The sequence below is a fragment of the Pseudooceanicola nanhaiensis DSM 18065 genome, assembly GCF_000688295.1.
GTDB lineage: Bacteria > Pseudomonadota > Alphaproteobacteria > Rhodobacterales > Rhodobacteraceae > Pseudooceanicola > Pseudooceanicola nanhaiensis.
This window is the reverse complement of the sequence record NZ_JHZF01000011.1, coordinates 1,037,785-1,061,717: the sequence shown is the minus strand read 5'-3', so window position 1 is coordinate 1,061,717 and position 23,933 is coordinate 1,037,785. Positions and strand designations below refer to the sequence as shown.

At 69.3% G+C, this 23,933-nt stretch carries 23 protein-coding genes; 10 read left to right on the top strand and 13 right to left on the bottom strand.

Annotated features, from left to right (window positions below; all coding sequences use genetic code 11):
- The first annotated feature begins 177 nt into the window (after positions 1–177).
- On the top strand, positions 178–777 hold the full coding sequence (locus Q344_RS0106055; RefSeq protein WP_028285907.1) for a DUF4167 domain-containing protein: 600 nt from the start codon (positions 178–180) through the stop codon (positions 775–777).
- Positions 778–840: 63 nt separating this feature from the next.
- Here the strand turns inward: Q344_RS0106055 and Q344_RS0106050 are convergent, their stop codons facing one another.
- The 6 genes from Q344_RS0106050 to lptF all read right to left on the bottom strand — a co-directional run bounded on the left by Q344_RS0106050 (position 841) and on the right by lptF (position 8,788).
- Entirely contained in the window at positions 841–2,073 is a 1,233-nt protein-coding gene (locus tag Q344_RS0106050; protein WP_028285906.1) for an MFS transporter, read from the bottom strand.
- A 244-nt stretch (positions 2,074–2,317) separates the two neighbouring features.
- Positions 2,318–3,160, bottom strand: a complete 843-nt coding sequence (rsmA, locus tag Q344_RS0106045; RefSeq protein ID WP_028285905.1) for a 16S rRNA (adenine(1518)-N(6)/adenine(1519)-N(6))-dimethyltransferase RsmA — start codon at positions 3,158–3,160, stop codon at positions 2,318–2,320.
- A 9-nt stretch (positions 3,161–3,169) separates the two neighbouring features.
- On the bottom strand, positions 3,170–4,393 hold the full coding sequence (locus Q344_RS0106040; protein WP_028285904.1) for a peptidylprolyl isomerase: 1,224 nt from the start codon (positions 4,391–4,393) through the stop codon (positions 3,170–3,172).
- Positions 4,394–4,407: 14 nt separating this feature from the next.
- The gene (locus tag Q344_RS0106035) at positions 4,408–6,549 is read right to left on the bottom strand and encodes an LPS-assembly protein LptD (protein ID WP_036538375.1); all 2,142 of its coding nucleotides are present in this window, start codon (positions 6,547–6,549) and stop codon (positions 4,408–4,410) included.
- Positions 6,549–7,646: an LPS export ABC transporter permease LptG gene (gene lptG / locus Q344_RS0106030; RefSeq protein WP_028285902.1), complete on the bottom strand. Its 1,098-nt coding sequence runs from the start codon at positions 7,644–7,646 to the stop codon at positions 6,549–6,551. The genes Q344_RS0106035 and lptG overlap by 1 nt, the downstream gene beginning before the upstream one ends.
- Positions 7,643–8,788 (bottom strand): LPS export ABC transporter permease LptF, encoded by a 1,146-nt coding sequence (gene lptF, locus Q344_RS0106025; protein ID WP_028285901.1) that lies wholly within the window; start codon positions 8,786–8,788, stop codon positions 7,643–7,645. The genes lptG and lptF overlap by 4 nt, the downstream gene beginning before the upstream one ends.
- 160 nt (positions 8,789–8,948) lie before the next feature.
- Here lptF and Q344_RS0106020 point away from each other — a divergent pair, with 160 nt between their 5' ends.
- Positions 8,949–10,415, top strand: a complete 1,467-nt coding sequence (locus tag Q344_RS0106020; RefSeq protein WP_028285900.1) for a leucyl aminopeptidase — start codon at positions 8,949–8,951, stop codon at positions 10,413–10,415.
- 1 nt (position 10,416) lies between these two features.
- Complete coding sequence (locus tag Q344_RS0106015) at positions 10,417–10,875, top strand: DNA polymerase III subunit chi (RefSeq protein WP_028285899.1); 459 nt, start codon at positions 10,417–10,419, stop codon at positions 10,873–10,875.
- Between the two features lie 15 nt (positions 10,876–10,890).
- Here the strand turns inward: Q344_RS0106015 and Q344_RS0106010 are convergent, their stop codons facing one another.
- From Q344_RS0106010 to hpt, 4 genes are all read right to left on the bottom strand, one after another.
- Positions 10,891–11,790, bottom strand: a complete 900-nt coding sequence (locus Q344_RS0106010; protein WP_028285898.1) for a c-type cytochrome — start codon at positions 11,788–11,790, stop codon at positions 10,891–10,893.
- Between the two features lie 24 nt (positions 11,791–11,814).
- Complete coding sequence (locus Q344_RS0106005; RefSeq protein WP_028285897.1) at positions 11,815–12,279, bottom strand: c-type cytochrome; 465 nt, start codon at positions 12,277–12,279, stop codon at positions 11,815–11,817.
- Between the two features lie 133 nt (positions 12,280–12,412).
- Positions 12,413–12,583 carry a hypothetical protein gene (locus Q344_RS26330; RefSeq protein WP_169739169.1) on the bottom strand — a complete coding sequence of 57 codons (171 nt, stop codon included), beginning with the start codon at positions 12,581–12,583 and terminating at the stop codon, positions 12,413–12,415.
- A 7-nt stretch (positions 12,584–12,590) separates the two neighbouring features.
- The gene (hpt, locus tag Q344_RS0105995) at positions 12,591–13,130 is read right to left on the bottom strand and encodes a hypoxanthine phosphoribosyltransferase (RefSeq protein ID WP_028285896.1); all 540 of its coding nucleotides are present in this window, start codon (positions 13,128–13,130) and stop codon (positions 12,591–12,593) included.
- A gap of 70 nt (positions 13,131–13,200) precedes the next feature.
- On the opposite strand from hpt, the gene Q344_RS0105990 reads away from it, so the two are divergent.
- Complete coding sequence (locus Q344_RS0105990) at positions 13,201–13,644, top strand: type II toxin-antitoxin system RatA family toxin (RefSeq protein WP_028285895.1); 444 nt, start codon at positions 13,201–13,203, stop codon at positions 13,642–13,644.
- Here the strand turns inward: Q344_RS0105990 and Q344_RS0105985 are convergent.
- Positions 13,641–14,126, bottom strand: a complete 486-nt coding sequence (locus Q344_RS0105985; protein WP_028285894.1) for a CinA family protein — start codon at positions 14,124–14,126, stop codon at positions 13,641–13,643. The two genes, Q344_RS0105990 and Q344_RS0105985, sit on opposite strands and share 4 nt — an antisense overlap.
- 173 nt (positions 14,127–14,299) lie before the next feature.
- Here Q344_RS0105985 and Q344_RS26035 point away from each other — a divergent pair, with 173 nt between their 5' ends.
- A complete protein-coding gene (locus tag Q344_RS26035; protein ID WP_156954631.1) occupies positions 14,300–14,755 on the top strand; it encodes a hypothetical protein in 456 nt (151 codons plus the stop codon).
- A 46-nt stretch (positions 14,756–14,801) separates the two neighbouring features.
- Here the strand turns inward: Q344_RS26035 and Q344_RS0105975 are convergent, their stop codons facing one another.
- The gene (locus tag Q344_RS0105975; protein ID WP_028285892.1) at positions 14,802–15,302 is read right to left on the bottom strand and encodes a phosphatidylglycerophosphatase A family protein; all 501 of its coding nucleotides are present in this window, start codon (positions 15,300–15,302) and stop codon (positions 14,802–14,804) included.
- Entirely contained in the window at positions 15,292–16,452 is a 1,161-nt protein-coding gene (locus Q344_RS0105970) for a bifunctional 2-C-methyl-D-erythritol 4-phosphate cytidylyltransferase/2-C-methyl-D-erythritol 2,4-cyclodiphosphate synthase (RefSeq protein WP_028285891.1), read from the bottom strand. Before Q344_RS0105970 ends, Q344_RS0105975 begins: the two co-directional genes overlap by 11 nt.
- A gap of 187 nt (positions 16,453–16,639) precedes the next feature.
- On the opposite strand from Q344_RS0105970, the gene dusB reads away from it, so the two are divergent.
- From dusB to ntrX, 5 genes are all read left to right on the top strand, one after another.
- Positions 16,640–17,629, top strand: a complete 990-nt coding sequence (gene dusB / locus Q344_RS0105965) for a tRNA dihydrouridine synthase DusB (protein ID WP_028285890.1) — start codon at positions 16,640–16,642, stop codon at positions 17,627–17,629.
- On the top strand, positions 17,626–18,714 hold the full coding sequence (locus tag Q344_RS0105960; protein ID WP_028285889.1) for a two-component system sensor histidine kinase NtrB: 1,089 nt from the start codon (positions 17,626–17,628) through the stop codon (positions 18,712–18,714). The genes dusB and Q344_RS0105960 overlap by 4 nt, the downstream gene beginning before the upstream one ends.
- Positions 18,714–20,087: a sigma-54-dependent Fis family transcriptional regulator gene (locus Q344_RS0105955; protein WP_028285888.1), complete on the top strand. Its 1,374-nt coding sequence runs from the start codon at positions 18,714–18,716 to the stop codon at positions 20,085–20,087. Before Q344_RS0105960 ends, Q344_RS0105955 begins: the two co-directional genes overlap by 1 nt.
- Before the next feature lie 95 nt (positions 20,088–20,182).
- A complete protein-coding gene (locus Q344_RS0105950) occupies positions 20,183–22,474 on the top strand; it encodes a sensor histidine kinase NtrY-like (protein WP_036538372.1) in 2,292 nt (763 codons plus the stop codon).
- Positions 22,467–23,882, top strand: a complete 1,416-nt coding sequence (gene ntrX, locus Q344_RS0105945) for a nitrogen assimilation response regulator NtrX (RefSeq protein WP_028285886.1) — start codon at positions 22,467–22,469, stop codon at positions 23,880–23,882. Before Q344_RS0105950 ends, ntrX begins: the two co-directional genes overlap by 8 nt.
- Positions 23,883–23,933: the final 51 nt, after the last annotated feature.

Genomic DNA, 23,933 nt, shown 5'->3' with positions numbered 1-23,933 from the left:
CCTTGTCTTTACCGCAGTGAGATGTTTACTCGGTATCACGTCATAGCGGCGGACACCCACTAGGGTCGTCCCACATGACTCCAAGCCGGACACAGTCGTCGACCGAAGACAAGGACGCGCATGAGGCGCTTCGCGGGCCGCACGACAACGGGATAAACAGGCTGGAATACAGGACATATGAGATCTTCGAAATCACGTTCGCGGAACAAGTCGAACCGCAACAACCGGTCGGTCGGCAACATCGTCAACCGGGTCTTTGACAGCTCGGGACCCGAGGGCAAGGTGCGCGGCACGCCGCAGCAGATCATCGAAAAGTACAACCAGCTCGCCCGCGACGCGCAGCTCTCGAACGACCGTGTCGCGACCGAGAACTTCCAGCAGCACGCGGAACACTACCTGCGCATGCTCGCCGAGGCGCAGCGTGAGCAGGACCAGAAGCGCGAGCAGCAGGAACAGGAAAACCGCCAGCGCCAGGCCGACCGCGACCGCGAACGCGCGCAGCGGCAGGACAAGGACGGCAACGGCAACGACGGCCAGTCGCAGCCCGACCAGCAGGCGCAGCAGCAGCCCGCCCGCAGCGAAAACTCGGGCCAGAGCGACGTGTTGGGCGTGATGGAAACCTCGGAAGAGACCGAGGACACCGGCCTTGTCGAGACGCCCGAGAGCAAGGCGCCCGAGGCGAAGCCGAAGCGCGCCCCGCGCAGCCGCGCCAAGAAACCCAAGAAGGACGAAGCGAGCGATGCGCCCGACGAGGGGGCCCAGACCGCGGCGGAGTGATCTCCGCCCCGATGTCCGCCAGCCGTGCCGCAGGGCCGCCCCGACCGGGCGGCCTCTTGCGTTTCAGAAGCTCAGGCGGCGGCGTCCGTAGAGGAACATCGCCGCAAAGCCCGCGCAGGCGATGAGATAGGGCAGGCGCAGGGCCATCTCGCGACCCAGCCCCGGCTCGGCCAGCGCCACGACCCAGCCGCCGAACAGCGCGCCGAGCGGCATCATGCCCCAGCCGAAGAATCGGTAGATCGCGTTCACCCGGCCCAGAAGGGCGTCCGGGATCAGCCGCTGCCGCCATGAGACGGTGACGATGTTCCAAACCATGCCCGCCACGGTCTCGAGGAAGAGCGCGAGCGCCACGAGGACGGGTGAGGCGGTGAGCGCGATCACCAGCGGCGGCAGGGCCATCAGCGCGAGCGCCAGCACCACGGCCTTCCGGCTGCCGGTGCGGGCGACGAGCCGCGGGCCCCAGATGCCCGCCACGACCGCGCCCGCCGCACCGGCGGTGAGCAGCACGCCGTAGCCCCCGGCGCCAAGGCCGAGGATGTCCTGCGAGTAGAGCACCAGCACGGTCAGCATGGCGGTCGCGAGGAAGTTCAGCAGCCCCAGCATCACCGCGACCCGGAAGAGCATCCGCTCGCCCCGCATCCAGCGCCAGCCCTCGGCCATCTCGGTCAGCACGCTGCGGCGTGCGGGCGCGGCCCGGGGCGGCAGGGCGATCATCCAGACAAGGCAGGCCGCGAGCCCGAAGGCCACCGCGTCCAGCAGGAAGGGCGCGGGCACGGCGACGGCGATCAGCAGCCCGGCCAGCGGCGGGCCGACGAAGGCGCCCATCACCTGCTCGACGCTCCAGAGCTGGCCGTTCGCCGTCTCCAGCCCGTCGCGGTCGACCAGCGCGGGCAGCAGGGTCTGCGCGGCATTGTCCCGCACGACCTCGGCCGCGCCCAGCAGGAAGGCCAGCGCGGCGAGGCCCAACACGTAGCGCGGCGTTTCCTCGGCCAGCGGCAGGGTTGGCGCGGCGCCGATCAGCGCCACGACACCCAGGCTCAGCAGCATCCGGATCGCGTCGGCCTGCGCCATCAGCCGCCGCCGGTCCCGCCGGTCGACCAGCACGCCCACGGGGACCGAGAACAGCAGCCACGGCAGCCGCGTCGCGAAGGCGACGAGCGCGATCAGCGCCGGGTCCCGCGTGACCAGCGTGGCGAGCCAGGGCAGGGCGAGCGCGGCGATGCCGTCGGCGAGGTTCGATGCGGCACTGGCCGAGATGAGAAGGCGGAAAGCGGGATTGGTGCGGATCAGGGCCATGGCGCCGAATGGGCGCGCGCGCTGCGGGATTGTCAATCGGCAGAGGGCGCCCGGGCCCCGCTCAACCCGGGAGCGAGGCGCGGGTGCCGTGGCCGGTCTCCGAGACCGCGTGACAGCCCGCCCGGGCTGTCCGTCCCCGCGCGACGCCAGGAAAGGCCGCCCGGTTCCGGCTCCGGCACGCAGGTCGGCCGACGCCGGGTGCCCGCCGGGTCCGGCCGGAAGGGCGTGGCCCCGCCCGCGCCGGTTACACCGCGGCGATGTTCCGTGCGAGCGCGCAGAACTGCTCGAGGCTCACGGTCTCGGCCCGGTCGGTCGGCTTGATTCCGGAGGCTTCCAGCCGGTCCTGGATGTCGGGCGCCAGCCCCCGGAGCGCGGCACGCAGCATCTTGCGGCGCTGGTTGAAGGCCATCGCCACGACCCGTTCGAGCACCTTGGGATCGGCCGGGTAGCGCGGTTCGGGCAGGGCGGTCAGGTGCACCACGGCCGAAGAGACCTTGGGCGGCGGGGTAAAGGCCTCGGGCGGCAGGGTCAGCACGATCTCCGCCTCGGCCCGCCACTGGGCCAGCAGCGCAAGCCGCCCGTAGGCCTTGGAGCCGGGCGCGGCCACGATACGCTCGGCCACCTCCTTCTGGAACATCAGCGTCAGGCTGTCCCAGAAGGGCGGCCAGGCATCGGGCGTCAGCCAGCGCACCAGCAGCTCCGTCCCGACGTTGTAGGGCAGGTTCGCCGCGATCCGGATCGGCGGCGTGAGATGTGCCAGCGGATCGACCTCGAGCGCGTCGCCGTTCACCACCTCGAGCCGGCCGGGATAGGCCGCGGCGATCTCGGAGAGCGCGGGCAGGCAGCGGGCGTCCTTCTCGATCGCGAGCACGCGGCGCGCGCCCTCGGCCAGGAGGCCGCGCGTCAGCCCGCCGGGACCGGGCCCGATCTCGAGCACGTCGCAGCCCGACATGTCGCCCGCCAGCCGCGCGATCTTGGCGGTCAGGTTCAGGTCCAGCAGGAAGTTCTGGCCAAGCGCCTTCTTCGCGCTCAGCCCATGTGTCGCAATGACCTCGCGCAGCGGCGGGAGGGTGTCGATCCCGGCCACGCGCCGACCTCAGTAACGGACGATGCGGGTTTCGGCCTTGAGCCGCGCCAGCAACTGGTTCGCGAAACGGTCGATCTGCTGGTTCTGCAGCTCGGTCTGCACCGCCTGCTCGTCGACCTCTGCCGCAAGCTGCGTCTCGCGATCGCAGAGCATCAGGAACACGAGCGTCTGCCCGTTCGACCGGGTGAGGCCGGTCGAGACCTCGTTCTTGTCGAGCTTCGCGAGCTCATAGGCCACGTCCTGAGGGATCTCTCCGACGGTCTTGCGGCCGCGGTCCAGCACGCTCGGCGGCTGGCCCTGCGCGATGCCGTAGAGGTCGTCGCACTGGTCCACCCGCGACTTGATCTCGGCGGCGCGGCGCAGCGCCTCTTCCGAGCGGCCGCCGGCGATGTAATAGGCGGCGTAATCCATCGCGACGACCTCGTAGGGCTTGTAGCCGCCTTCCTCGATCGCGCGCAGCTGGAACAGCGCCAGCGCGCCGGGGATCGGCAGCGGGCGGCTGACCTGCCCGGGCTTCAGCCCGAGGATCACGCCCCGCAGGTTCGCCGGCAGGTCCGCCAGCGGCATCCAGTTGACCCGGCCCCCGGCGCGGCCCGACGGTGCGGCGGAATAGCGCCGCGCGGCATCGGCAAAGCCTTCCAGCGTGCCGATCTGCGAGATCTGCTCGGCCAGCGCCTGCGCCTCGGCTTCCCGTCCGGGAGGCGTGGGGATGAAGATCTCCGAGATCAGGACCCGCACGGCTTCCCCGTTGGGGGCGGTGGTGAGCGCACGGTCGATGTCCTGCTGGTCGATGGTCACCAGCCGGCCGTAACGGCCGCGCACCAGTTGCCGCCAGGCGATGCCGGAGCGGACGAAGGCGTCGAAGCTTTCCTCGGCGACGCCGGCCTGGGCGAGCGCGGCGGTGAACTCGTCGGCGCTCAGGTTGGCGCGGGCGGCGAATTCCTCTTTCCCCGCGGCCAGGTCCTCGGGGCTGACGGTGATGCCGAACCGCGCGGCCTCGGCCAGTTTCAGCCGGTCCTCGATCAGCTGCTTCTCGGCCAGTTCGGCCGGATCGCCGGGGGCGTTCAGGATCTCCAGCATCCGGGTCCGCTGCGCCAGTTCGTAGCCTGTCACGACGGAATCGCCGACCTTCACGACCGGCGCGAAGAGGTTCTGCGCCATGGCCGGCTGCCCCAGAACAAGGGCGGTGAGGAGGGCGCCGAGGCGCGCGATCTTTTTGCCTGTGGTCGTCATGCGTGCTCGATACGTCATTTGCAGGTCCGGGTGAAGCGTTGCCCGTCGGCATTGCCGGAGAAGCCCCGCAAGCCGATGGTAAAGCTGAAGTCCGTCGATGGGGTGACAATAGTGGACGAGGTGAAGCGGCGCGAGGCCGAAAACTCCATCTCGACGCATTCGTTGATGTAGGTCAGGCCCACGCCCGCCTCGGCGGTTGCGTTGCTGGCAAGGTCGTAGCGCCAGTTGGCCGAGCCGAGCCAGTTCTCGGCCAGCCGGACGGTGCCGTCGACCGCCCATTCCGAGATCGTGTCGGCCCGGTTCTCGCGCGGGTCGTCGTCGAGCCAGAGATAGCTCGCCCCGACCGCGACACCGGGCGTGATCCAGCTGGCGCGCGCCTCGGCCTTGGTCAGGTCGGAGCGGTCGCGGATGATGCTGCGCGCGGTGAAGGCGAGGCCCTCGGGCCCGATCAGCTGGCCGGCGACAAGAAGGTCCGAGGACCGGCCCGAGAGCCCGGACGAGAGGTGGAAGTCGCCGTCGGTTTCGTCGCGGATCACCTGTCCGACGGTCAGGCGGCTCTGCCAGCCCGACACGGCGTACCGGGTCCAGTTGAAGCCCACGGCCGCGCGCCAGCCGCGTTCGCGGCGGTCGGGCGCCGGGAAGCGGGAGAGCGCCAGGAGGTTGCCCTCGTCGAATTCGACCCGCGTGCTCTCGTCGTTGGCGACCTCCAGGTCATCGCCGCCGGTCCAGGCCAGCTGGGCCAGCGGTTCGAGGACGTGTACCGCGCCCGACGCGCCGACCTTCTTCAGCGGCCAGCGGAAGGTCACGCCGAGCCGCGGCGCCGCCCCGCTCTGGGTGGCGGGCAGGGACATGTCCTGACCGGTCCAGAAGCTGTCCAGCGCGACGCCGGCCTCGGTCTCGGCCCGGATGCCGCTGCGCAGGGTCCAGCTGTTCAGCCAGGCGGCATCGACGGTCAGCCGCGTCACGTCACGGCCGTCGACGACGGTGTCCGGATCGGGGCCGTCCACGTCCAGATCGGAATAGCGGTAATGGCTGTGCAGCTCGGTCCCGAGCCGGAGCTCGCCGCCGATGCGGCGCGGGAAGAAGCGCCGTTCATAGGTGATGTCGCCGATCAGCGAGGGGATGTTGGCGTCGTCCTCGTCCTCGCGCAGCGTGTGGTAATTGGTCAGCGCGCCGCGGATGTATTCGTCGCGCCGGACCCGGCTCACCGCCAGCTGGCTGTCCAGCCGGTCCTTGTCCAGATAATCGTATTCGGTCGGATAGGCGTCATCCAGCGTGCCCTCCACGTCGAACTCGAGCCGGAAGTCCCGCGGCAGCGCGAAGGCGCCGCGGCCGTCGATATAGCCGCGCAGCTCTCCGGGCAGCAGGTCGTCGTCCGAGACGGCGCCGTAGACCTCGATCCGGCCGGTGCGGAAGGCCTGGCGGTAGCGGAATTCCAGCGTCCGGGTGTTCGATGACCAGAACGGGGTCAGCGTCAGGTCGCGGCTTTGGCCCATCTTGATGAAATAGGGCACCTTCACCCCGGTCCCCAGGCGGGAATCGCGGTTGAGCGAGGGGATCAGGAACCCGGTCGCGCGCTTCAGCGAGGGGTCCGGCAGACGCAGGCGGGGCAGCCAGAAGATCGGCACGCCCAGCACCTCGAACCGCGCGTTGTCGAAGTAGAGCTGGCGTTCCTGCTGGTCGTGGATCACCCGGCGGGCGCGGATCTGCCACAGTGGCGGGCGGCCGTCGTTGCAGACGTGGCAGGAGGACACCGTGGCCTTGTAGAGCTGCGAATACCGGCCCTCGCTGCGGTCGAGCTCGCGGGCGGCAAGCTGGACCTGCTGGTCGAGCATCAACCGCGCGCCGCGCACCAGGCCGTTGCGCAGGTCCTCGTCCAGCTCGGCGCTGTCGGCCAGCACCACGGCGCGGCCGCTCTGCTCGGTGAGGGTGATCGGCCCGGTGATCTCGAGCCGGCCGGTGCCCTGGTGATAGACGATCCGCTGCGCCTGCAGGCGCACGCCGTCGCGCAGCGCCTCGACGCGGCCCTCGGCGACGACGGTCTCGCGCCCGTCGAGGAAGACCCGGTCGGCGATCAGCATCGCGGCATCCTGCGCCGCGGCGGGCAGCGGCAGCAGCCCGATCAGCGCGAGAACAAGAAAGCGGAGCCGCCGCATCAGCCGTCCTCCATCTGCAGCACGAGGCCGACCGAAAGCATCAGGGCCGCCACGGGCGGGGCCCAGGCGGCGACCCAGATCGGGATCTGGCCGTTGTCGCCGAGGATCTGGGCGAAGTTCTTCACGTAGTACAGCGAAAACCCCATCAGGATGGATGTCAGCACCGCCAGCCCGACCTTGCCGGAGCGCGCGTGCCGCATGGTGAAGGCGGCGGCGATGAGGACCATCGCCATGAGGAAGAAGGGCCGCGCAAGCTCGGTCTGGATCCAGACGAGATAGCGGCGGGCGGAGAATCCGGCCTCCTTCAGCGCCGCGGTATAGGCGGGGAGGTCCCAGATGGAAATCGCGGAAGGCTCACCGAAACTGTCGCGGATGTTGTCCACGGTCAGCGAGGAGGGCACGCGCACCGTCGGGGCCGTCTCAGCCAGCGCCTCGGGGTTGCCGCCCGCGTCGAGCGGCCAGCGTTTCACGTCCGTGAGCAGCCATTCCCCGTCGAGCAGCTCCGCGCTCTCGGCCTCGGTGCGGCTGGTGAGCCCGCCCTGGGGCGCGTATCCGTAGAAGGTGACACCGTAGAACTGCGTGCCCTCGGCATTGGCGCGGCCCGCATGGATCACCGTCTGCCCGTCATCGTCGCCCTGCCGGAGCCAGAGCCCCTCGGAGCTGAAGGAAAGCGCGGCGTTCGAGCCCGAGAGGTAGAATTCCGTCATCGCCGAATAGCGCTTGAGCGTGACCGCCACGATCGGGTTCAGCAGTGCGAGGGCAAAGACGCCGATCCCGAAGGCCACCAGCACCGGCGACATGAGCGACACCAGTGCCGCCCGGCCCGCGGCCCGCGTCACCACCAGCTCGGACGAGCGCGCGAGGCCCACGAACATCGCCACGGTGGCGAGCACGACGATCAGGGGGATCATCTCGTAGAGCGTCTCGGGCACGTGCAGCATCGTCAGGCCGAGCGCCTGTGAGAAGCCCGCCGTCGTGTCCGAAAGCCGCCGGATCTGCTCGATCAGGTCGAAGAGCATGATCAGCAGGGTGAAGACCAGCATCAGCCCGAGGAAGGACTTCAGGAAACGCCGGGCGAAGTAGAAATGCAGGATCATGCCGGCGCCGCCCCGGCCGAAGCGGGCAGCCGTTTGACCCGGCCCGCCCACCAGAGCAGCGTCGCCGCCAGCGCCAGCCCCAGCACGACCGGAAGGTAGCTCACCGGCCAGAGCGAGGGCGCTTCCACCACCACGCCCGCGCAGAGGTTTTCCGACATCTTCACTGCCACCAGCATCAGCACGGCCAGCCCGATCTGCCGCCACGCGCCGAAGCGGCTGAACCCGCCCGCCATCATCGCGCCGAAGCCGATCAGCGCGGCGGCGAAGGCGATGCCCGCGTCGCGGAACCGGGCATGCGCCTCCTCGACGACCGCGCCGAGGCTTTCGCCCGTCTCCGCGGCCACCCCCTCGGGATCGCTGAGCAGGCGCCACGTCCGCATGTATTCGGCACTGCGGTCGGGCGCGGTGGCGTCCCCGATCATCCGCGTCAGGTCGTAGGAGAAATCGTCGAATCGCGTGACCGTCAGCCGGCGCGTTTCCTCGTTCAGCGACTGCACGCTGCCGTCGATCATCACGAGGCTCGGGCGCGATCCTTCGTCCTGGTCCTCGGCGGCATTGACGAGATAGGCGCGGCGGGCGGTGAAATCCTCGGTCCGGGCCGGGTCGCGGCGGTCCGACAGGAAGATGTCGTTCAGCGTCCCGTCGGGGTCTATCTGGCGGATGTAGAAGGTCACGCCCTCGGTCGGGTGCAGGAAGGTGCCGTCGCTCAGCAGCCGGGCGGTGACGTCGCGGGTCAGCGCCCGCTGCCGCTCGGCAAGTTCCTGCTTCGAGAGCGGCAGCAGCAGGTGCGCGATGACCGAGGCCGCGGCGGCGACGAAGAGGCCGAAGACGACGGCCCCGCGCGCCAACCGCCAGGGCGAGATCCCGGACGAGCGCAGCACCACCATCTCGCTGTCGCCCGCAAGCCGGTTGGTGACATAGACCACCGCCGCGAAACCCGCGATCGGCAGCACCATCCCGATCACCCGGGGCAGCGACAGCAGCGTGTATTGCAGCACGATCCCGGCGCTCTGGCCGTCCGCGATGAGCTGGTCGAAGAGCCGCACGGCGCTGTTGATCCAGAAGATCGACACGAGCACCAGCGCGAAGAAGCCGAAGAGCAGCAGGAACTGCGACAGCAGGTATCTGTCGAAGCGTGCCACGTCCCTCAAGTCTCCCGCTCGGCCCGGGGCCCTGCCGGCCCCTGTTCTGCGCTCCAAGCTAGCCGAAAGGCCGGGCGGGGAAAACTCCTATCTGGCCAATGCCGCGGGGCGCGGATAGCCTGCCGCGCGACATATCCCCTAGCAATCACAGGAGCAGCCCGTGACCGAGCCGGTTTCCATCTCTTTCCACGCCACCGACATCGAGGCCATCGCCAGCGCCGAGGGCACCGTCGCCGTCATCATCGGCGAGGCGGGCAAGCTCGACACCGCCGCCCGCCGGGTGAACCGGCTGACGAAGGGCGCGCTGGCGCGGCTGGTCGAGAGCGAGGGCTGGAGCGGCAAGAAGCCGGGCGAGGGCGCGGTGATCGACTGGCCCGTGGGGCTGGCCGCCGAGAAGCTGGTCGTGCTGCACCTGCCGCGCGCCGCCACGCTGAGCGAGGCGCGCAAGGCCGGCGGCCTTCTGGGCAAGTCGCTGGGCAAGGCGGGCACGCTGCTGCTCGCGGGGGGGACCCGGCGGGTGGCCGACGTGGCGCTCGGCGCGGCGCTGATGGCCTATGATTTCGATGCGCAGCGGACGAAGAAGGCCGATGCGAAGGGCGAGGTGAAGGTCATGGCCGCCAAGCCCGAGGAGGCCGAGGCCGCCGCCCGCCCGCTGCTGGCCGCGGCCCAAGGCGTCTTCTTCACCCGCGACCTGGTGAACGAACCCGCCAATGTGCTGACCACCGAGGAATTTGCCCGCCGCCTGAAGGAGATGGAGAGCCTCGGGCTGAAGGTCGAGGTGCTGGAGGAGGCCGATCTCGGGAAGCTCGGGATGAACGCGCTTCTGGCGGTCGGCATGGCCTCGGTCATGCCCTCGAAGGTCGTGGTGATGGAATGGAACGGCGGCGGCGACGAGCCGCCCCTGGCCTTCGTCGGCAAGGGCGTCGTCTTCGACACCGGCGGCATCTCGCTGAAGCCCGCCGCCGGGATGGAGGACATGACGATGGACATGGGCGGCGCGGGCGTCGTCTCGGGCGTCATGCGGACGCTGGCGCTGCGCAAGGCCAGGGCGAATGTCGTGGGCCTCGTCGGGCTTGTGGAGAACACGGTCGCGGGCAATGCCCAGCGTCCGGGCGACGTGGTGAAGTCGATGAAGGGCGACACGATCGAGGTCATCAATACGGATGCGGAGGGCCGGCTCGTGCTCTGCGACGTGCTCTGGTACACGCAGGAGCGGTTCAAACCCTCGGGCATCGTCGATCTGGCGACGCTGACGGGCGCTATGATCATCGCGCTCGGGCACGAGAACGCGGGCGTCTTCTCGAACGACGACGCCTTCTGCGGCAAGCTCCTGAAGGCCGCCGAAAGCGAGGGCGAGGGCGCGTGGCGCCTGCCCATGGGGCAGGTCTATGACGACCAGCTCAAGTCGCGCATCGCCGACATGAAGAACGTCGGCGGCCGGCCCGCCGGTTCGATCACCGCGGCGCAGTTCCTGCGGCGCTTCGTGAAGGACGAGACGCCCTGGTGCCACATCGACATCGCGGGCGTGGCGCTCAGGACCTCGGACAGCGCGACGGCACCGAAAGGGGCCACCGGCTGGGGCGTGCTGGCGCTCGACCGGCTGGTGAAGGACGGTTACGAGTCCTGACATGGGCGCGGCCTATTTCTACCACCTGACGCAGCAGCCGCTCGAAGCGGCGCTGCCCCGGCTGCTGGAGGCTTCGCTGAAGCGTGGCTGGCGGGTCGCGGTGCGCGGGCGGAACCCGCGCTACCTCGACTGGCTCGACCAGAAGCTGTGGCTGGAGCCCGAGGACGGGTTCCTGCCGCACGGTCAGGCGGGCGGGCCGCATGACGCGCTCCAGCCGGTGCTGCTGACGACCGAGGCAGAGGCCCCCAACGGGGCCACCTGCGTGATGAGCGTGGAGGGCGCGCAGGTCACGGCCGAGGAGGTCAACGGGCTCGACCGGGTCTGCATCCTGTTCGACGGCGGGGACGCGGCGGCCCTGGAACGGGCCCGCAGCCAGTGGCGGGAGCTGACCGCCGCGGGCTGCGGCGCGCAGTACTGGTCGGACGAATCCGGAAGCTGGGTGAAGAAGTCCGAACGCTGAGGGGGGCGTCGCCCCTCACTGCGCCGCGGATTCGACCGCGGGGACGGCCTTCAGGTAGGCCGCGATCGACGCGCGGTCCTCGTCGCTCAGCTGCGCGGTGTTCTGCACGACCTCGGCCATCTCGCCGCCGGCCACGTCGAATTCGGGCGTGAAGCCGCTCTTCAGGTATTCCGCGATGTCCGCCTCGGACCAGTCGAGCCCGCCGGGCGTGATATTGGGGATCCGTCCCTCGCCCGCCGGATTGGCCGCGCCGCCCAGCCAGTTCGCGGTGTCGAGCCCGCCCAGCCGGTTGCGCGGCGTGTGGCATTCGCCGCAATGGCCGAGCGCCTCGACCAGATAGCGTCCGCGGGCCAGCCGGTCGGTGGTGGCGTTGGTCAGCACCCAGGCGTCATCGAGGAACAGGGATTTCCAGCCGCCGAGCAGCCGGCGGATGGTGTAGGGGAAGCCCACGTCATGCGCCTTGTTCGCCGCGTCCGAGGCGGGCAGCGTGGCCATGAAGGCATGCAGGTCCGCGATGTCCTGCGGCTCTGCCTTGGTGTAGGAGGTGTAGGGGAACGCCGGGTAGAGATGTGCGCCGCCGGGCGCGACCCCGGCCTGCATCGCGTTGCCCAGATCCGCAACGCTCCAGCCGCCGATGCCCGCCTCGGGATCGGGCGAGATGTTGGGCGCGTAGAAGGTGCCGAAGGAGCTGGCGAGCGCGGTGCCGCCGGCCATCACCAGCCGCTCTTCGCCCTCGGCGCCCGGCGCCGCGTGGCACGAGGCGCAACCGCCCGCCCAGAACACCGTCTCGCCCCGGGCGGCATCGCCCGTGAGACCGGCATAGGTCTCCGCCCCGGCGGTGCCGGGACGGGTGACATACCAGAAGACCGCGCCGCCGAGGACGGCAAGGAACAGCAGGGTAACGAAAGCCTTCATCTCGGGATCCGGCGCGGTGTCAGGTCAGTTGTTCGAGGCGCGGTAGGCCTTGTGGCAGGCCCCGCAGGCGCCGCCTACGGCGCCCATGCCGGCCTGGATCGCCTCGACCCCGTCACCGGCGGTGTCGGCCAGCGCCGCGGTCGCCTCTTCGAGCGCCTGCACCTTGTCGCCGATGTCCGAGCCGTCCTCCCAGATCGCGGGCAGGGCGGCGGTGCCCTCGATCGAGGCGTTGTCGGTGCCCTCGGGCCACATCGCCATCTGGTTCACCGAGGCCAGCTTCGCGAGGTTGCCGGCCGCCGCCTGCGCGGCCTCGGCGTCATACTCCATCTCGCCCTTGGCCATGGCCCCAAGCGTGCCGAGGTTGAAGGCGTAGAGATGCATCAGCGATTGCCGCGCTTCCACGGCGGGGTTCTTCTGGTCCTGGCCGATCGCGGCCGAGGTCATGCCCAGAGTTGCCAGAGCGGCGGTGGCCAGAAACAGCTTCTTCATCTTGGTCTCCCGTCGGGGGTTGCCTGGTTGTCGATACGTCAACGGTAGCAGGCCGCGCGGCCGAACACTCTGACGAATTCGTGAAAGGCGAAAATTTCCGCCGAACACGCCGTGTGCGGCGGCGCACATTTCATCAGCGCAGCTGCACGGGCGCGCGGGCCGGCGCCCAATCCTCTGGAAAGCCCACGAGCTGTTCGATGCCCCAGATCGCGAGGCAGGCCGCCACCACGCCCAGCACCAGCCAGACCCGCGCGGCGGAGGGCGGGTTGCGCGCCCATGTCACCATCCGGAGCAGCCATTGCACCGGCATCTCAGATGAAACGGACCTTGCCGATGAAGGGCAGGTTGCGGTTGCACTGGGCGTAGTCGATCCCGTAGCCGACGACGAATTCGTCCGGGATCTCGAAGCCGATCCAGTCGGCCTTGAAATCCACCTCGCGGCGCGTCGGCTTGTCGAGCAGCGCGATGGTCTTCAGCTTCTTGGGCTTGCGGGCGGAGAGCAGGTGGATCACGTGGCTGAGCGTGTAGCCGGTGTCCACGATGTCCTCGACCACCAGCACGTTGCGGCCCTCGATCTCGCCGCGCAGATCCTTGAGGATGCGCACCTCGCGGCTCGATTCCGTCGAATTTCCGTAGGAGGACGCCTCGAGGAAATCGACCTCCACGTCCCGGTCGCCGAGTTCGCGCACGAGGTCGGCGATGAAGATGAACGAACCCCGCAGCAGGCCGACCAGCACGATCCGCTCGCCCTTCGGGAACTCGTCCTTGATCTTGCGGCTCAGGTCCTCGACCCGGGCGGCGATGGACTTGGCGCTGATCATCTCGTCGATGACATATGGACGCTCTGACATTGTATCCCCTTGAACTCGCGGCGCCACTCTACGACATGGGGGCGCAGGAACAAGCCGCAGCGGGAGTGACATGCCGACACATTCGGAAACCAGGGTTCTGCCCTACACGGCAGATCAGATGTACGATCTCGTGGCCGATGTCGGCGCCTATCCGGAGTTCCTGCCGTGGTGCGCCGCGGCCCGCGTCCGGTCCACCACCCCCATCGACGGCGGCGAGGTGATGGAGGCCGACCTCGTGATCTCGTTCAAGGTCTTCCGCGAGAAGTTCGGCAGCCGCGTCACCCTCTGGCCCGCTCAGAAGAAGATCGACACGGAATACATCGACGGGCCCTTCAAGTACATGAAGTCCAACTGGGCCTTCCGCGACGTGGAGGGCGGCTGCGAGGTCGATTTCTTCGTCGATTTCGAATTCAGGAACGCCCTGCTGCAGAGCATCATCGGCGTCGTCTTCAACGAGGCGATGCAGCGCATCGTGCGCGCCTTCGAGAACCGCGCGCACGCGCTTTACGGCTAGGCTTTCTCCGCCGCCGCCAGCAGCAGGTCCAGCGCCCGGTCCCGCGATGCGGCACGGACCTGTGCCCGGCCGATGGCGCCGAAATCGCGCGTCTCGCTGTCCGTCTCCCTTCCTGTGCCGGCGATGGCGAAGCAGACCCGGCCCTCGGGCTTGTCGCCCGCGCCGCCCGGGCCCGCGATGCCGGTGATCGAGACGGCGAGGTCCGACCCGAGCGCCCGCAGCGCGCCTTCGGCCATCTCGCGCGCGGTCTCCTCGCTGACCGCGCCATGCGCCATCAGTGTGTCGGCGCCGACCCCCAGCAGATCCCGCTTGGCGCTGTTGGCATAGGCCACCACGCCGCCCAGCACGACGGCCGAGGATCCCGCGATCCCGGTCAGGGCCGCGCCCACCATGCCGCCGGTGCAGGATTCCGCGGTGGCGAGTCGCAGACCCTTCGCCTTGCAGGCCTCCAGCACCGCGCGCGCCAGTTCCGTTTCGCCCATTTTTCGACCTCTCCTCAACTTCGGCGCAGGCTAGGCTGACGCGGCGACAAGGGCAAGTTGTGCACCATTGTCGACGTCAACCAACCGTCACGCACGGGCCTTATTTCGACCGCGTTCCCGCGTTTCATCAAACTGTTGCATTTGAATGCACCAAACCGAAAGGAGAAGGCCGTATGCTTTCATCCATCGGGCTGGGCAGTGTCTCCGCATTGCTTCAGCCCACCACGGCACCCGTAGAGGCGCGGTCCTCGTCTTCTTCCACGGAAAGGACGAGCGGCGGTGCCGCTTCGGGTGAAACGTCGTCGGGCAAGGGCTCGGCGAAGGCCGCAGCGGCGGGGAACGGATATGGCGGGGATACGCCCGCGCCGTCCTCCACGTCCGCGGTCACTGGCTCGCAGGGTGTTGCGCCCGTGGGACAGAGTGCGACCGAAGCCCGGACCGCCTATGACCGGCGGGACGAACCGGCGAGCGATTCCGATCGCGACCTGGCGGCCGCAACGCAGCGGCGGATGTTCCGTGCGCAGCTGATCGACCGGATCGGGGCTGACCCCGAACCGCCGCGTGCCGCCGTCAAGGCGGCCAGCGGCAACGTGGCGATCAGGGAAACCGAGCTCGATTATTCCTATTGAGTGATGGAATGCGCCGTTCCTGGACGGGGGCGGCGCATTTCCACGATCATCCCTGCATGATCCAGCCGTGATAGGCCGCGGCCAGGGCCACCACCAGCAGCGCCGCCATGACGCCCGCGACGATATCGTCCAGCATCACGCCGACCGCGTCGTCGCGCCGGTCCGCCCAGCCCACGGGGCCGGGTTTCCAGATGTCGAAGAGCCGGAAGCCCACGAAGGCCGCGATCCAGCCGGGCCAGAGGGCCAGCACGTCGACGCCCGCGTGATCCGCGCCGATCAGGACCGGCAGCAGCGCGACCCACTGTCCGGCGACCTCGTCGATCACCACGTGCTGCGGATCGTGGAGGCCGGTCGCCGCGGCCTCCTGCCGGGTCGCCCAGAGGCCGGCAAGATAGGCGACCGGGATGGCGATCACCACCAGCCAGGCCCCGCCGACCGCATGCAGCACCCAGGCCGCGGGCAGGGCCGCGAGCGATCCCCATGTGCCGGGGGCCGTCGGGATGTTCCCGACGCCGCCGAATGTTGCGACCAGATGGCTAGCCCGCATGTGTCTCTCCCTGCTGTCCGATCAGCGCGGCGGTCGCCAGCGCCGCGATGCCCTCTTCCCGGCCGGTGAAGCCGAGCCGCTCCGAGGTGGTGGCCTTCACCGAAACCCGCGCGGCATCGATCTTGAGGATACGCGCGATCTCGGCCTGCATCGCCGCGGCATGGGGTCCGACCTTGGGCCGCTCGCAGACGAGCGTGCAGTCGACATTGCCGATGGCGAAGCCGCGGCCGCGGGCCAGATCGCCGGCATGGGCGAGGAAGATCTCGCTCGCCGCACCCTTCCACTGCGGATCCGACGGGGGGAAGTGCCGCCCGATGTCGCCCTCGGCCAGCGCGCCGTAGATCGCGTCGGTGATGGCATGCATGCCGACATCCGCATCCGAATGGCCCTCGAGCGCGCGGTCATGCGGCACCCGCACGCCGCAGAGGACGACATGGTCGCCCGCCTTGAACCGGTGCACGTCGTAGCCGTTGCCGAGCCGGATGTCGGGAAGCTGCATGGCGGGCTGTCCTCTCAGGAAAGTCTCGGCCCGGGCGAAATCCCCGGGCGTGGTGATCTTGATGTTGGCCTCGTCGCCCGCAACGATCGCGACGTCGAGCCCCGCGGCGCGGGCGACCTCGACATCATCCGCGGCGCCCCCGGGGTGGGCGCGGTGCGCGGCGAGGATCTTCCCGAAGCGGAAGCCCTGCGGGGTCTGCGCGCGGTAGAGGCCCGCGCGGTCCTGCGTGCCCGCCACCCGGGCGTCGCGCCCCTGCCAGAGCGCGTCCGAGACCGGCAGACCGGGGGCCGCGGCCTCGGCCGTGTCGAGCGCGGAAAGGACGCGGGCGATCAGGGCGGGGGTGACGCAGGGGCGGGCGATGTCGTGGATCAGCACCACGTCGGGCGCCTCGGCCGCCAGCGCCTCGAGCCCGGCCCGGACCGAGGCGTCGCGGGTTGCGCCGCCCGTCACGCGGATCACGCCGCCCGGCAGGGGAATCGCCCGGTCATCGGGATGCAGCACCACCACGATCCGCCCGATGCCGGCGGCCGCGAAGGCCGCGAGCGTCCAGTCCGCGACGCGCCGCCCGGCGAGGGGGCGCCATTGCTTCGGCAACCCGCCCCCGGCCCGCGTGCCGCGCCCCGCGGCGACGATGATGGCGGCTGTCCGCATCGCTCTCCCCGACATGTCGCGCCCTGCATAGGGGGTCGGGCGGGGCAGGGCAATCGCCCTGATTTTGGCCGCCCTAATGCCTAAATTTTGGGCGGACATGCAGATGTTGGGATTCTGCCGTAGGAGGATAGATTGAGCATGGTCGGAACATGGGCTAGCCAGTGAGTATTGCACAAGGAATAGGCATATGACCCCCGGCACCGATCCCCTGACGCTGGACCCGCCCGTGATGCTGGCCCCGATGGCCGGAATCACCGACCTCCCGTTCCGTGACCTCGTCGCGGGCTTCGGCGCGGGGCTGGTGGTGAGCGAGATGGTGGCGAGCCAGGAGATGGTGCAGGGCAAGCCCGGCGTGCGCGAGAAGGCCGAGCTGGGGCTCGGCCGGGCGCGGACCTCGGTGCAGCTCGCGGGGCGCGACGCGCAATGGATGGCGCTGGCCGCGCGGCAGGTCGCCGACCAGGGCGCGCAGGTGATCGACATCAACATGGGCTGCCCGGCGAAGAAGGTCGTGGGCGGGCTGTCGGGCTCTGCACTGATGCGCGAGCCGGATCATGCGCTCTCGCTGATCGAGGCGGTGGTGGCCGCGGTGGACGTGCCCGTCACGCTGAAGATGCGGCTCGGCTGGGACGACGATTGCCTGAACGCCCCCGACATTGCGCGCCGGGCCGAGGCGGCGGGCGTGCGGATGATCGTGATCCACGGCCGGACGCGCTGCCAGTTCTACAAGGGCCGCGCCGATTGGGCGGCGATCGGTGCGGTGAAGGCGGCGGTCTCGGTCCCCGTCATCGCCAACGGCGACATCACCTCGCCCGCCGCGGCGCGCGAGGCGCTGCGGCTCTCGGGCGCGGACGGCGTCATGGTCGGCCGCGGCGCGCAGGGCCAGCCCTGGCTGCCCGCCCTGATCGGGCACGAGCTGTTCGGCGCGCCGGCGCCGCGCATCCCGGAAGGCGACTCGCTTTCCGACATGGTTTCCGCGCATTACGAGGCGATCCTCACCTTCTACGGCAAGGACCTCGGCGCCCGCGTCGCGCGCAAGCACCTCGGCTGGTACATGGACCGCACCGGGACCGCGCCGGAGCTGCGCCAGCGCATCCTGCGCAGCCCCGATCCGGCCGAGGTCCTTTCCCTGCTGCCGCGCGCGCTCCGTGCCGCCGGTGCCGAGAGGCAGGCGGCATGAGCCTCGAAGACAACGCGATCTGGGCCTCGCTGCCGGTGCCGGCGCTGCTGCTCGACCCCGAGGACCGGATCGAGGAGATCAACCCCGCCGCCGAGGGCTTCCTCAACACCTCGTCGCGGTCGATCCGGGGCCAGAACGTCTGGGAACGGGTGATGATCAATTCCCCGCTCGAGGACGCTTTCAACCGCGCGCGCGAGACCGCCTCGCCGCTCTTCGTCAACGACGTGGACGTCGGCACCGGAGAGCGCGCGCCGCTGCATTGCAACCTGCAGATCGCGCCGCTGTCGGACCGGCCGGGCTACATGCTCTTCCTCATTTCCCCGCGCGAACTGGCCGGGCGGATGACGCAGGACCATTCGGTGAAGTCGGCGGCGAAATCCGCCATCGGCATGGCCGAGATGCTGGCGCACGAGATCAAGAACCCGCTCGCCGGGATCACCGGGGCCGCGCAGCTTCTGTCCATGGGCCTCGACGCCGAGGACCGCGAGCTCACCGACCTGATCGTGGCCGAGACGCGGCGCGTGGTGAAGCTGCTCGAACAGGTGGAGCAGTTCGGCAACCTGACCCTGCCGGACCTGCGGCCCGTGAACATCCACGACGTACTGGACCGGGCGCGGCGCTCCGCGCTCCTGGGCTTCGGGGCCAGCATGAAGATCATCGAGGATTACGATCCCTCGCTGCCCGCGGCAATCGGCGATCCGGACCAGCTTCTGCAGGTGGTGCTGAATCTTCTGAAGAACGCCGCGCAAGCCGCTGGAAAGGAAGGCGGAACCATTCGGCTCCATACCTATTTCGAGCACAGTTTCCGGCTGCGCCGCGCCGATGGCGGCGGGCGGTCCCTGCCGCTCCAGATCGAGATCATCGACGACGGCCCCGGCCTGCCGCCCGACATCGCGGACCAGATCTTCGACCCCTTCGTCTCGGGGCGCGAGAACGGCACCGGGCTGGGCCTCGCGCTGGTGAGCAAGATCATCTCGGACCACGAGGGCTGGATCTCGGTCAATTCCGTGCCCGGCCACACCGTGTTCCGCATTTCCCTGCCCATGGCCCCCCGCGCCAGGAAAACCAAGAAGGAGAGCAGCTGATGGATGGTACCGTTCTGGTGGCGGACGACGACCGCACGATCCGCACGGTCCTGACGCAGGCCCTGACCCGCGCGGGCTGCAAGGTGCATGCGACCTCGTCCCTGACCACGCTGATGAGATGGGTCGGCGAGGGCAAGGGCGACGTGGTCATCTCGGACGTCATGATGCCCGACGGCAATGGCCTGGAAATGCTGCCGAAAATCGCGCAGGACCGGCCCGGGCTGCCGGTGATCGTGATCTCGGCGCAAAACACGATCATGACCGCGATCCAGGCGGCCGAGGCCGAGGCCTACGACTACCTGCCCAAGCCCTTCGATCTGCCGGACCTGATGAAGCGCACCGCGAAGGCGCTGGAACAGAAGCGCCGGATGCCCTCGGGCCCGTCCTCGGCGCCGGACGAGGTGGAGCGCCCGGACGAGCTGCCGCTGGTCGGGCGGACGGCGGGCATGCAATCGCTCTACCGGCTGGTGGCGCGGGTGATGAACACCGACCTGACGGTGATGATCTCGGGCGAGAGCGGCACCGGCAAATCCTTGATCGCGCGGGCGATCCACGATTTCTCCGACCGGCGCAACCTGCCGTTCGTCACCGCATCCGGGGCCGATCTGCAGGACCTCGAAGGCCCGGCGCGGGTGCTGGCGCGGGCCAAGGGCGGCACCGTGCTTTTCGACGAGATCGCGGATCTCGACCCCGAGATCCAGGCCCGGATCGTGCGGATGATGGACGGCCCCACCGACACGCTGCCGCGCTTCATGGCGACCTGCCAGACCGATCCGAACCGCGCGATGGAAGAGGGCAAGGTCCGGCAGGACCTCTATTACCGTCTCTGCGGCGCGACGATCCACGTCCCCTCGCTGCGCGAAAGGGTCGACGACATCCCGCTGCTGGTCGAGCATTTCCTGCAACGGGCCGAGCGCGACGGGCTGCCGAAACGTTACCTCGCCGATGACGCGGTCGAGATGATGCGCGCCTATTCCTGGCCCGGCAACGTCCGCCAGCTCGAGAACGCGATCCGGCGGCTGGTGCTCACCGCGCGCGCCGACGAGATCACCCGCGCCGAAGTCGAGGCGGTGCTCGGCAACCAGCCCGAGACCGAGCCGGTGCTGGGCGGAGGCGACACCGAGAAGCTCTCGGCCTCGGTCGCGCGCCACCTTCGGCGGTATTTCGACCTGCACGGCAACATGCTGCCACCCCCGGGGCTCTACGCGAGGATCCTCCGCGAAGTGGAGCTGCCGCTTATAGAAATCGCGCTCGACGCCACCGGGGGAAACCAGGCGAAATGCGCGGATCTGCTCGGGATCAACCGGAATACGCTGCGCAAAAAGATCACCGACCTTGATATTCGCGTGACACGCCGCCGCAAATTGATGTAAAACCGCAACAGAACAGTGGCCGATGAGAGTCCTCTCTCATGACGAGTCACAATATATGGCGGTGGTGATCGAAAGATCACGCATGTAGGCGGGGGATGCCTGTGGCAACCCGGGCACGAACATCGAGCTGGGAGCGGCTGAGCCGTCTCCGCAGGCAGCGGCGGTATCAGAACGCGGCGACCCTGGGTCTGGTGATCCTCGGGCCGGTGCTGGCCGTGGCCACGTACCTTGTGCTCGGCCCTCTGGACCAGGGGGCCTCCGGGCTTGCGCTCCGCCTCGTCCTGCTGGCCGATCTTGTCTACATCCTCGTCGTGGCGGCGCTGGTGCTCCAGCGCGTCGCACAGATGATCGCCGCGCGGCGGGCGCGCTCGGCCGGATCCCGGCTCCACCTGCGGCTGACCGGCGTCTTCGCCCTGATGGCGCTGATCCCCGCGGTGACGGTCGCGATCTTCGCCGCGCTCACCATCAACGTCGGGCTCGAGGGCTGGTTCTCGGACCGGGTCCGCAACGTGGTGGGCGCCTCGCTCTCGGCCGCAAGGGCCTATGAGCAGGAGCACCGGCAGGACCTCGAGGAGGACGCGCGCGCGCTGGCGAACTACATCGAGGGCGCGCGCGACGTGGCGGTCTTCATGTCCGACGGCGAATTGCGCCAGGTCCTGACCCTGGGCCAGACCCAGATCCAGCGGGGCCTGCGCGAGGCCTACGTGATCGACGGCACCGGAGAGATCCGGGCGCGGGGCGAACGCTCCTACCTCTTCGACTTCGAACGCCCCACCGATGCCGAGATCGCCGAGGCCAAGGCGGACGGCTTCACGCTGATCGAGGATTGGGACAACAACGAATTCCGCGCGCTGATGCCGCTCGGGCGCTTCGCCGACCGGATGCTCTATGTCTCGCGCGAGGTCGATGGCGAGCTTCTGAGCCTGCTCGACAACACCCAGCAGACCGTCCAGCTCTATCAGCAGCTCGAAAGCGAGCGGGGCAGGGTGCTGTTCGAATTCGGGCTGCTCTACCTCGGTTTCGCGATGATCCTCGTGCTCGCCGCGATCTGGCTGGGGCTGTGGTTCGCCGAACGCCTGTCGCGCCCCGTCGGCCGGCTGACCGGGGCCGCCCAGCAGGTCGGCTCGGGCGATCTGGACGTGCAGGTGATCGAGGAGAAGGGCGACGACGAGATCGCCATGCTGGGGCGCTACTTCAACCAGATGACCCGGCAGCTCAAACGCCAGCGCGAGACCCTGCTCGAGAACAACCGCCAGATCGAGAACCGGCGGCGGCTGTTCGATTCCGTCCTGTCCTCGGTGACCTCGGGGGTCGTGGGGCTCGACGCCGAGGGCCGCGTGACCTTCGTGAACCGCTCGGCCGAACGCCTGCTGGCCTGGGACCAGGAGAAGCAGAACCTCGCCATCGCCGTGGCCGTGCCCGAGTTCGGCCAGCTCTTCGACCAGCTCCGCGCCGCCGAGAAGCAGGTGGTGCAGGAAGAGATCAGGGTCTCGCGCAACGGCCGGGTTGAGAACCTGCTGGTCCGCATGGCGACCCGCCGCAACGCGGAAGGCCGGCGCGAGGGCTACGTGGTGGCCTTCGACGACGTGACCGACCTGGTCACCGCGCAGCGGATGGCGGCCTGGGGCGACGTGGCGCGGCGGATCGCACACGAGATCAAGAACCCGCTCACCCCCATCCAGCTCTCGGCCGAACGCATCAAGCGCAAGTTCACCCGGCACCTCGACGAGGCGCAGGCCGAGAGCCTCGAGAGCCTGACCGAGGTGATCGTGCGCCAGACCAACGACCTGCGCCGGATCGTCGACGAATTCTCGAAATTCGCGCGCATGCCCGAACCCGACCGCCGGGACGAGGACATCGCCCAGCTTCTGCGCGACGCGGTGCTGCTGCAGCAATCCGGCCAGCCGGAGGTCGCGATCACCTCGGATGTCACCGCCGCGACGCTGCCGGCGCAGGTCGATGCGACGATGATCGGGCAGGCGCTGACCAACCTCATCAAGAACGCCGGCGAGGCGACCGAGACGCTGCGCGAGAAGGGCGCGCCCGAGGGCTACGCCCCGGCGATCCACGTCACCGGCGCACGGGAGACATCCGAGGCGGGCGATCCCTTCGCCCTGATCCGGATCGAGGACAACGGCATCGGGCTTCCGGAGGACCGCGCGCGGCTCTTCGAACCCTATGTCACCACGCGCGAGAAGGGCACCGGCCTCGGCCTGCCCATCGTCAAGAAGATCATCGAGGAGCACGGCGGAACGCTGGCCCTCGAAGATGCGCCCGCATTTCCCGGGTGCAGCCACCGAGGCGCCGCCGCGGTGATCCGGCTTCCCCTCAAGCCGGAGAGCCCGCGTCAGGACGTCCGTGACAGAGAGCGAGAGGCACATGAGTGACATTCTGATTGTAGACGACGAGCGCGACATCCGCGAGTTGATCTCGGACATTCTGGAAGACGAAGGCCTGACGACGCGACTGGCAGGCGGGTCGGACGAATGCATGGCCGAGCTGAACAGCGAACCGCCCGGGCTGATGATCCTCGACATCTGGCTGAAGGACAGCAAGATGGACGGGATCGACATCCTCAAGCACGTGAAGCGGAACAACCCGGACGTGCCGGTGGTGATCATCTCGGGTCACGGCAACATCGAGATCGCCGTCGCCGCGATCAAGCAGGGCGCCTACGACTTCATCGAGAAGCCGTTCAACATCGACCAGCTGCTCGTGGTGATCCGCCGCGCGATGGAGGCCTCGCGGCTCCGGCGCGAGAACAACCAGCTCAAGCGCAAGGACAATGTCAGCGCCGAGATGATCGGCAATTCCGCGGCCTTCCGCACGATGGTGGGCCAGCTCGAGAAGGTCACCAAGTCGAACGGGCGGGTGATGTTCACCGGCCCCGCCGGCTCCGGCAAGGAGGTGGCGGCGCGCTACGTCCATGCCCATTCCAGCCGCGCGACCGCGCCCTTCGTCGTGGTGCCCTGCGCCTCGATCGACCCGGACCGGATGGAACAGGTGCTCTTCGGCCGCGAGACGCCCGAGCGCGGGGTCGAGAAGGGGCTCCTGGAAGAGGCGCACGGCGGGGTGATCTATTTCGACGAGGTGGCGGACATGCCGCTCGGCACCCAGTCGCGCCTGCTGCGGGTGCTGGTGGACCAGACCTTCACGCGGATCGGCGGCACCGACAAGGTGCGGGTCGACCTGCGCGTCATCTCCTCCACCGCCCGCGTGCTCGAGGACGAGATCGCCTCCGGCACCTTCCGCGAAGAGCTCTATCACCGGCTCAACGTGGTGCCGATCGCGGTCCCGAGCCTGTCGGACCGGCGCGAGGACATCCCCCTGCTCTCCGAGCATTTCATCGAGGAACTGCACGCCTCGCAGGGCCTGCCGAAACGGGTGCTCTCCGAAGAGGCCGCGGCTCTGATGCAGACGATGAACTGGCCCGGCAACGTCCGCCAGCTGCGCAACGTGATCGAGCGGGTGCTGATCCTGGGCGAGGCGCGGGACGAGATCGGCGTCGACGAGGTGCCGAAGGAGGAGGAGAAGGGCGACAGCGAAGGCCGCGTGGTCCTGGCCGGCGCGCTGGCGACCATGCCGCTCCGCGAGGCGCGCGAGGCTTTCGAGCGGGAATACCTGCTCACCCAGATCAACCGCTTCGGCGGCAACATCTCGCGCACCGCGCAATTCGTCGGCATGGAGCGCTCGGCGCTGCACCGCAAGCTCAAGTCGCTGAACGTGGTCACCACGTCGAAGTCCGGCGCCCGGATCGCCCATGTCGACGACGAGATGCACGAGGCCGCCGAGTAACCGCCCGGACCCGCTGCGCCCGGCGTGCCGCCCGGGCGCAGGTCCCCGCTT

Excerpts from the sequence above, each read along its gene's own strand:
- Q344_RS0106055 (WP_028285907.1), top strand. The coding sequence starts at position 178 with ATGAGATCTTCGAAATCACGTTCGCGGAACAAGTCGAACCGCAACAAC.
- Q344_RS0106050 (WP_028285906.1), bottom strand. The coding sequence starts at position 2,073 with ATGGCCCTGATCCGCACCAATCCCGCTTTCCGCCTTCTCATCTCGGCC.
- Q344_RS0106040 (WP_028285904.1), bottom strand. The coding sequence starts at position 4,393 with ATGACGACCACAGGCAAAAAGATCGCGCGCCTCGGCGCCCTCCTCACC.
- Q344_RS0106035 (WP_036538375.1), bottom strand. The coding sequence starts at position 6,549 with ATGCGGCGGCTCCGCTTTCTTGTTCTCGCGCTGATCGGGCTGCTGCCG.
- lptG (WP_028285902.1), bottom strand. The coding sequence starts at position 7,646 with ATGATCCTGCATTTCTACTTCGCCCGGCGTTTCCTGAAGTCCTTCCTC.
- Q344_RS0106015 (WP_028285899.1), top strand. The coding sequence starts at position 10,417 with ATGGGCGCGGCCTATTTCTACCACCTGACGCAGCAGCCGCTCGAAGCG.
- Q344_RS0106010 (WP_028285898.1), bottom strand. The coding sequence starts at position 11,790 with ATGAAGGCTTTCGTTACCCTGCTGTTCCTTGCCGTCCTCGGCGGCGCG.
- Q344_RS0106005 (WP_028285897.1), bottom strand. The coding sequence starts at position 12,279 with ATGAAGAAGCTGTTTCTGGCCACCGCCGCTCTGGCAACTCTGGGCATG.
- hpt (WP_028285896.1), bottom strand. The coding sequence starts at position 13,130 with ATGTCAGAGCGTCCATATGTCATCGACGAGATGATCAGCGCCAAGTCC.
- Q344_RS0105990 (WP_028285895.1), top strand. The coding sequence starts at position 13,201 with ATGCCGACACATTCGGAAACCAGGGTTCTGCCCTACACGGCAGATCAG.
- Q344_RS0105985 (WP_028285894.1), bottom strand. The coding sequence starts at position 14,126 with ATGGGCGAAACGGAACTGGCGCGCGCGGTGCTGGAGGCCTGCAAGGCG.
- Q344_RS26035 (WP_156954631.1), top strand. The coding sequence starts at position 14,300 with ATGCTTTCATCCATCGGGCTGGGCAGTGTCTCCGCATTGCTTCAGCCC.
- Q344_RS0105975 (WP_028285892.1), bottom strand. The coding sequence starts at position 15,302 with ATGCGGGCTAGCCATCTGGTCGCAACATTCGGCGGCGTCGGGAACATC.
- Q344_RS0105970 (WP_028285891.1), bottom strand. The coding sequence starts at position 16,452 with ATGCGGACAGCCGCCATCATCGTCGCCGCGGGGCGCGGCACGCGGGCC.
- dusB (WP_028285890.1), top strand. The coding sequence starts at position 16,640 with ATGACCCCCGGCACCGATCCCCTGACGCTGGACCCGCCCGTGATGCTG.
- Q344_RS0105960 (WP_028285889.1), top strand. The coding sequence starts at position 17,626 with ATGAGCCTCGAAGACAACGCGATCTGGGCCTCGCTGCCGGTGCCGGCG.
- Q344_RS0105955 (WP_028285888.1), top strand. The coding sequence starts at position 18,714 with ATGGATGGTACCGTTCTGGTGGCGGACGACGACCGCACGATCCGCACG.
- Q344_RS0105950 (WP_036538372.1), top strand. The coding sequence starts at position 20,183 with ATGCCTGTGGCAACCCGGGCACGAACATCGAGCTGGGAGCGGCTGAGC.
- ntrX (WP_028285886.1), top strand. The coding sequence starts at position 22,467 with ATGAGTGACATTCTGATTGTAGACGACGAGCGCGACATCCGCGAGTTG.